General features: G+C 58.7%; 5 protein-coding genes and 4 tRNA genes. 1 reads left to right on the top strand and 8 read right to left on the bottom strand.

Annotated features, from left to right (window positions below; genetic code table 11):
* Positions 1–117 precede the first annotated feature (117 nt).
* On the top strand, positions 118–525 hold the full coding sequence (locus GIW69_RS13340) for an HvfA family oxazolone/thioamide-modified RiPP metallophore (RefSeq protein WP_236483141.1): 408 nt from the start codon (positions 118–120) through the stop codon (positions 523–525).
* A 60-nt stretch (positions 526–585) separates the two neighbouring features.
* Here GIW69_RS13340 and GIW69_RS13335 read toward each other — a convergent pair whose 3' ends face one another.
* The 8 genes from GIW69_RS13335 to rluD form a co-directional block, all read right to left on the bottom strand.
* Positions 586–2,211 (bottom strand): HAMP domain-containing methyl-accepting chemotaxis protein, encoded by a 1,626-nt coding sequence (locus GIW69_RS13335; protein ID WP_236483140.1) that lies wholly within the window; start codon positions 2,209–2,211, stop codon positions 586–588.
* A 166-nt stretch (positions 2,212–2,377) separates the two neighbouring features.
* Positions 2,378–2,454, bottom strand: a tRNA-Pro gene (locus tag GIW69_RS13330).
* 97 nt (positions 2,455–2,551) lie between these two features.
* Positions 2,552–2,627, bottom strand: a tRNA-Lys gene (locus GIW69_RS13325).
* A 5-nt stretch (positions 2,628–2,632) separates the two neighbouring features.
* Positions 2,633–2,709, bottom strand: a tRNA-Pro gene (locus GIW69_RS13320).
* Positions 2,710–2,718: 9 nt separating this feature from the next.
* Positions 2,719–2,794: transfer RNA gene (locus tag GIW69_RS13315), tRNA-Asn, on the bottom strand.
* A gap of 295 nt (positions 2,795–3,089) precedes the next feature.
* Positions 3,090–5,654: an ATP-dependent chaperone ClpB gene (gene clpB / locus GIW69_RS13310; protein ID WP_236483139.1), complete on the bottom strand. Its 2,565-nt coding sequence runs from the start codon at positions 5,652–5,654 to the stop codon at positions 3,090–3,092.
* A gap of 131 nt (positions 5,655–5,785) precedes the next feature.
* The gene (pgeF, locus tag GIW69_RS13305; protein WP_236483138.1) at positions 5,786–6,508 is read right to left on the bottom strand and encodes a peptidoglycan editing factor PgeF; all 723 of its coding nucleotides are present in this window, start codon (positions 6,506–6,508) and stop codon (positions 5,786–5,788) included.
* Positions 6,505–7,467 carry a 23S rRNA pseudouridine(1911/1915/1917) synthase RluD gene (gene rluD, locus GIW69_RS13300; RefSeq protein ID WP_236483137.1) on the bottom strand — a complete coding sequence of 321 codons (963 nt, stop codon included), beginning with the start codon at positions 7,465–7,467 and terminating at the stop codon, positions 6,505–6,507. The genes pgeF and rluD overlap by 4 nt, the downstream gene beginning before the upstream one ends.
* Positions 7,468–7,534: the final 67 nt, after the last annotated feature.

The following is a 7,534-nucleotide window of genomic DNA, read 5'->3' as shown; positions in this document are numbered from 1 at the left end:
CCCCACGACACAGTCGCGATACATCGCCCCCGCTTAATGGCCACACCCGAGCAAGCCAAGGCCTGCTTCGGCATTAGCCCATAACGTGGTTGCGTCGTGCGACCCAGGAGAATGTAAATGTCCCGTACTTCTACCCTCGGCAAAAAATCCATTGGCTTGCTCGGCGCCGCACTGGCCGGCGGCCTGATGTTGTCCGGTTCGGTATTCGCCGCCCAGCCGCTGGCTCAGGGCTATACCGTCGCCTCAGCCGAAACTTCAGTGAAAACGCCGGAAGGCAAATGCGGTGAGGGTAAATGTGGCGATGCTTCGATGGCCAAGACAGACAGCGACGGCGACGGCAAGGTCTCGCGCGCCGAGTTTCTGAAGGTCGCACCCAAGTCAGACTTCGACAAGATCGACACCAACCATGACGGCTTCATCGATGAGCAAGAGGCGTACAACAACGTCAAAGCCAACTTCGAAGCCAACGGCAAGAAAATGCCCAAGGGTTTGTTTGAACACCTAAAGGACCAGGACGGCGCGTAAACGCCTGACGAACGAGCCGCGTTTCTCCTACGAGAAACGCGGTTTTTTTGCGCCCGCCAATTACAGCTGGAAGCGCCGTACCATGCCTTGCAATGCATTGGCCAGTTGCGACAGTTCGTGGCTCGAGGCGCTGGTCTGATTGGCTCCGGTGGCGGATCGCACCGACAGATCGCGAATGTTTACCAGATTGCGATCGACTTCCCGCGCCACTTGCGCCTGTTCCTCGGCAGCGCTGGCGATCACCAGATTGCGCTCGTGGATCTGTTGCACCGAGGCCGTAATGGTTAGCAGCGCTTCACCGGCACGCTCGGCCAATGCCAGCGTCGATGCTGCACGTGAGGCACTCGCCTGCATCGAGTCCAGCGCTAGAGTCGAACCGTTGCGCATGCCTTGCACCATCTGCTCGATTTCCTGCGTCGATTGCTGCGTGCGTCCCGCCAGCGCCCGTACTTCGTCGGCCACCACGGCAAAACCGCGTCCACTCTCCCCGGCCCGCGCCGCTTCGATGGCGGCGTTGAGCGCCAGCAGGTTGGTCTGCTCGGCGATTGCACGGATCACATCCAGCACCTTGCCGATGTCCTGAGACTGATTGGCCAACGACTGCACCAGCGTTTCGGTGCGCTGCACATCACTGGCCAACGCATTGATGGCATTGGCGGTTTCGCTGACCCGCTCTTGCCCCAGATGCGCCGATTCGCTGGACTGGCGCGTCGCATCGGAGGTCGACACCGCATTGCGGGCCACTTCTTCCACAGCGGTGGTCATCTCGTTGACGGCGGTGGCGGCCTGTTCGATTTCGTTGTTTTGCTGTTGCAGGCCCTGAGTGCTGTCGAGGGTCACCGCGTTGAGCTCGTCGGCCGCCGTGGCCAATTGCGTGGCCGAGCCGCTGATGCCTTGCAGGGTTTCACGCAGATTTTTCTGCATGGCCGCCAGGGCCTTGAGCAAGCGGCTGACTTCGTCGTTGCCATGAGTTTCGATGGGCCGGGTCAGATCGCCCCGTGCGACGTGTTCCGCAGCATCCACGGCAGAGGTCAGCGGACGCACGATGCTTCGCGTCAGCAACATCGCCAGCGCCACGGTTGCCAGTGCGGCAAGGGCAATGAACAAGCTGACGATGGTGCGCGAGGTTTCGTAATGGGCGGCGGACTTCTGGCTTTCAGCAGCAACCTGTTTGGTGAACAGACCTGCCAGATCGCTGAGTTGTTTGCCGGAACCGTCGACCACGGTTTTCATGTCGACCAGCAACAGTTTGGTCAGCTCGTCACGCTTGCCTTGTTCGGCGAGGGTGAAGGATTGCGCGATGCCGGCGCGGTACGCCGTGAAAGTCTTTTTGAACTGCTCGTACAACTGTTGGCCTTCCGGGGTGGTGACCAGTTTGTCGTAGGCGGCGATTTTTCCGCTCAGTTCTTTGTCGCGGGTGTCCATCTGGCTGCGGTAAGTGGCGATGTTCTTCGGATCCTGATCCAGCGCCATGCGCAGGGAAATCGTGCGGATGCGCAGCATGATTTCGCGAATCTCGTCGCCACCGCGAATACTCGGCAGCCATTGCTGCTCAACCTTGACCTCACTGTCGCGGATGCTCGACATCTGACCCAGCGCGAAAATCCCGAGTAACGCCACCAACATCGCGATCAAGGCAAAACCCAGAGCGGCCCGTGGGGCGATATTCAATTGACGAAGCAACATGACGGACGCCCTTTTTTCTTGTATTGGCTGAATTAGACGGGGCGTTGTCGTGGCAGGCCCCTTTCTCGTTAGCGGGCTATCGGCCAGTTGTACGACGACTTGATAGGCAGGGCTTTTGCGAAGACAAAAAAAATCCCCGTATCTTTCGATACGAGGATTTTCAATATGGTCGGGGTAAGGGGATTCGAACTCCTGACATCCTGCTCCCAAAGCAGGCGCGCTACCGGACTGCGCTATACCCCGGTAAAAAAAAGGCGACCTATCAAAGATCGCCTTCTTCGATCAGCGCTTTTGGCCTCTGATCTTAAGATTCGATCCCAGTGTTAACTGGTTTCAAAAATGGTGGGTCGTGTGGGATTCGAACCTACGACCAATTGGTTAAAAGCCAACTGCTCTACCAACTGAGCTAACGACCCAAAAATGGTCGGGGTAAGGGGATTCGAACTCCTGACATCCTGCTCCCAAAGCAGGCGCGCTACCGGACTGCGCTATACCCCGGTTTGAAATTGGCTCCGTGACCAGGACTCGAACCTGGGACCCAATGATTAACAGTCATTTGCTCTACCGACTGAGCTATCACGGAACTACATATTTCAATTTACAACGGTGAAACTTGCAGCTTTCAGACCCTGTTCGCATCGCTGCGTTCGTGTGTCTGAGGCGCGCTATTCTACAACCTAGAACACCTCTGTCAACCCCCTAAATCGCTTTCAAGTTAATGATTTGCAACTTATTTCAGATTCCTGCCCAGTGCGCTGAAACCTTGCGGGTGACTGACTGCGGGGCGCACTTTACAAGCCTTTTCCTTTGAGTTCAACAACCTGACGAAAAAAAGGCCTCGCAATGCGAGGCCTTTGTTAATTCACCGCTAACACGACCTAGTTGAAAACAATCTCGTCGTTCGTAACGGTGCCGGTAACTGTCTCGCCGGGCAAGAAGCCACCCGAAAGGATCAACTGCGCCAACGGGTTCTCGATCCAACGCTGGATCGCCCGTTTCAGCGGCCGCGCGCCATAAACAGGGTCGTAGCCGACGGCAATCAGCTTGTCCATCGCTTCCGGACTCAGCTCCAGTTTCAGCTCGCGCTCAGCCAGACGACTGCGCAGACGGCCCAACTGAATCTCGGTGATGCCGGCGATCTGATCCCGTGCCAGAGGCTCGAAGATCACTACTTCGTCGACGCGGTTGATGAACTCCGGCCGGAAGTGACTGGTCAGCGCATCCATCACCGCTGCGCGCTGGGCTTCACGGTCGCCGACCAGCTCCTGGATCTGTACCGATCCGAGGTTCGAGGTCATGACGATCACGGTGTTGCGGAAGTCCACCGTACGGCCATGGCTGTCGGTCAGGCGTCCATCTTCCAGCACTTGCAGGAGGATGTTGAACACATCCGGGTGCGCCTTCTCGACTTCGTCCAGCAGGATCACCGAGTAAGGCTTGCGCCGTACTGCTTCGGTCAGGTAACCGCCCTCTTCATAGCCGACATATCCTGGTGGCGCACCGATCAGACGGGCCACGGAATGTTTCTCCATGAACTCGGACATATCGATCCGCACCATTGCCTCTTCGGTATCAAAGAGGAATTCGGCCAGCGCCTTGCACAGCTCGGTTTTACCAACACCGGTCGGGCCGAGGAACATGAACGAGCCGCTCGGACGGTTCGGGTCGGACAGCCCGGCACGGGAACGCCGTACTGCGTTGGCGACCGCGACCACGGCTTCTTCCTGACCGATCACCCGTTTGTGCAACAGGCTTTCCATCTTCATCAGCTTGTCGCGCTCGCCTTCGAGCATTTTCGACACCGGAATGCCAGTCCATTTCGACACGACTTCAGCGATTTCCTCTTCAGTCACCTTGCTGCGCAACAACTGATTCTCAGGCTTGCCGTGCTGATCGACCATTTGCAGACTGCGTTCCAGATCCGGGATCACCCCGTATTGCAACTCGGCCATGCGGTTCAGGTCGCCTTTACGGCGCGCGGCTTCCAGCTCCTGACGGGACTGTTCGATTTTCTGCTGAATTTGTGCAGAACCTTGAACCTCGGCTTTTTCCGAGTTCCAGATTTCTTCCAGATCCGAATACTCACGCTCCAGGCGGACGATTTCTTCCTGAAGTTTTTCCAGGCGTTTCATCGCCGCTTCATCGCTTTCTTTCTTCAGCGCCTGGGATTCGACCTTGAGCTGAATCAAGCGACGCTCAAGACGATCCAGTACTTCCGGTTTGGAGTCGATTTCCATACGGATGCGACTCGCAGCCTCGTCGATCAGGTCGATCGCTTTGTCCGGCAGTTGCCGATCGGTGATGTAGCGATGGCTGAGCTTGGCCGCGGCGATGATCGCACCGTCGGTGATCGCTACTTTGTGGTGGACTTCGTAGCGCTCTTTCAGGCCACGCAGAATCGCGATGGTGTCTTCTTCGCTCGGCTCGTCCACCAGGACTTTCTGGAAGCGCCGTTCGAGGGCCGCGTCCTTCTCTATATATTGGCGGTACTCGTTGAGCGTGGTCGCGCCGACGCAGTGCAATTCGCCACGGGCCAACGCAGGCTTGAGCATGTTGCCCGCATCCATCGAGCCTTCGCCTTTACCGGCGCCGACCATGGTGTGCAATTCGTCGATGAACAGAATGATCTGCCCTTCCTGCTTCGACAGCTCATTGAGCAAGCCTTTCAGGCGCTCTTCGAACTCACCGCGATACTTGGCGCCAGCGATCAACGCCCCCATATCCAGCGACAGCAAGCGTTTACCGCGCAGGCCATCCGGCACTTCGCCGTTAATGATGCGCTGCGCCAGGCCTTCAGCGATGGCGGTTTTACCGACGCCAGGCTCACCGATCAGCACCGGGTTGTTCTTGGTGCGACGTTGCAGAACCTGAATGGTGCGACGGATTTCGTCGTCACGGCCGATCACCGGGTCGAGCTTGCCCTCTTCGGCGCGCTTGGTCAGGTCGACAGTGTATTTATCCAGCGCCTGACGCGATTCTTCGTGATTGGCGTCATTAACGGCTTCGCCCCCGCGCAGGTTATTGATCGCGTTTTCCAGGGCTTTTTTGCTCACACCCTGGCCGAGCAGCAACTTGCCGAGTTTGCTGTTCTCGTCCATGGCCGCGAGCAGCACCAGTTCGCTGGAGATGAACTGGTCGCCCTTCTGCTGGGCCAGACGATCCGCCTGATTGAGCAGACGCGCCAGATCCTGCGACATATTGACGTCGCCGGTCGGGTTCTGGATTTTCGGCAGTTGATCGAGCTCTTTGGTCAGCTCTTTGCGCAGACTGTTGACGTCAAAGCCTGTCTGCATCAGCAGCGGTTTGATCGAACCACCCTGCTGCTCAAGCATGGCCTGCATCAAATGCGCGGGCTCGATGCCGGGATGATCGTGGCCGACAGCCAGGGATTGGGCGTCGGACAACGCCAACTGTAATTTGCTGGTTAAACGGTCTATACGCATGGGTCACCTTCCTTTTGAGCAGGCCGGACCTATAAAAACCGTCCTGAATAAAGAAACCTGCCAGATACCGCTATAGATGCGGTCGATTCTGCAAGATTCAAGCGTCAGCGGGTTGATGCAGATCAGTCAGTCTAGCGGGTGATCCAGATAAGGGAGGCAAAGCGACCGGTGCGTGAAGCACGACGGTAAGAAAAGAAGCGCGGATCGGTCACGGTGCAGAAACCGCCACCATAAACAGCAGTGATGCCACGAACCGCCAGACGCAGGCGCGCCAGCTCGTAGATGTCGGCCATGTATTTGCCGGCGTTGTCGCTGGGCACGAAGGCTTTCGCGGCTTCGGGCAACTGATTGATGAAGACTTCCCGCACCTCGGGGCCGACTTCGAAGGCTTTTGGGCCGATGGCAGGGCCGAGCCAGACCAGCACCTCTTGCGGCGCTACATCCAGACTGTCCAGCGTGGCTTCAAGCACGCCGGCCGCCAATCCACGCCAACCGGCATGGGCAGCGGCAACGCGAGTGCCGGCGCGGTCGCAAAACAGCGCAGGCAGACAATCCGCGGTCATTGCCGCACAAGCAACACCCGGCGTTGACGTCCAGCTGGCATCAGCGGTCGCAACCACGGCGGGATCCGCATGCGCCACGGCAATGCCGTGAACCTGCTGCAACCAGGCTGGCTGTATGGAGAAATAATCGGTCAGCCGCCGACGGTTTTCGGCCACTGCTTCGGGCTGATCCTCGACATGATCGCCGAGGTTGAGGCTGTCGAACGGCGCCAGGCTGACGCCGCCCTCGCGGGTGGTGACACAGGCTTTGACGCTGGCCGGCGCAGGCCAGTCCGGCGTCAGCCAGTTCATCCGACGAATGCCTCGCGATCCTGCTTGAGCAGGGTCAGCAGCCAGACGAAGTCTTCCGGCAACGGCGATTCCCAGCTCATGCGCTCACCGGTGGTCGGATGTTCCAGCTCAAGGAAACGCGCGTGCAGGGCCTGACGCGGGAAGTTCTTGAGGGTTTCGACCATGTTCAGGTTGGCCGCCGGCGGGATGCGGAAACGACCACCGTATGCCGGATCGCCGACCAACGGGAAGTTGATGTGGGCCATGTGCACACGGATCTGGTGAGTACGACCGGTTTCCAGTTTCACCCGCACATGCGTGTGCGAACGGAAACGCTCCAGCACGCGATAGTGGCTGACGGCAGGCTTGCCACCCTCCATCACCGCCATACGCTGGCGCTGCTGGCCATGACGACCGATCGGCGCGTTGATCTTGCCGCCAGCCGTCACCACACCGATCACGATGCACTCGTAGATGCGGCTCACGCTGCGGCTTTGCAGCTGCGTGACCAGTTTGGTCTGTGCCTGGATGGTCTTGGCGACCACCATCAGACCGGTGGTGTCCTTGTCCAGGCGATGCACGATACCGGCGCGCGGAACATTGACGATGTCCGGCACGTGGTGCAGCAAGGCGTTGAGCAAGGTGCCATCGGCGTGACCGGCAGCCGGGTGAACCACCAGGCCCGCAGGCTTGTTGATCACCAGGATGTCGTCGTCTTCATAGACGATGTCGAGTTCGATGTCCTGGGCGATCCATTCGCCCTGGGCTTCTTGCTCGGCGGTCAGTTCAAGCACGGCGCCGCCATGAACAATGTCGCGCGGGCGAATGACCGCCCCGTCCACAGTCAGGAGGCCGTCTTTGATCCAGGCGGAAAGGCGCGAGCGCGAGTGCTCGGCGAAGAGTTGGGCGGCGACTTGATCGAGGCGTTGGCCGCCCAATTCGGACGGCACCTCTGCGCGAAGTTCAATTTTCTCGGACATGCTCTGACTGGCGTCGGCACAGCTTTTGGTTTCGGCTGCGCGCTTGTGGTTAAATACGGCGTCTTTT

This window comes from Pseudomonas syringae (genome assembly GCF_021605415.1).
Lineage (GTDB): Bacteria > Pseudomonadota > Gammaproteobacteria > Pseudomonadales > Pseudomonadaceae > Aquipseudomonas > Aquipseudomonas syringae_S.
The sequence above is the reverse complement of the archived record's forward strand: the minus strand, read 5'-3'. Positions and strand labels throughout refer to the sequence as shown.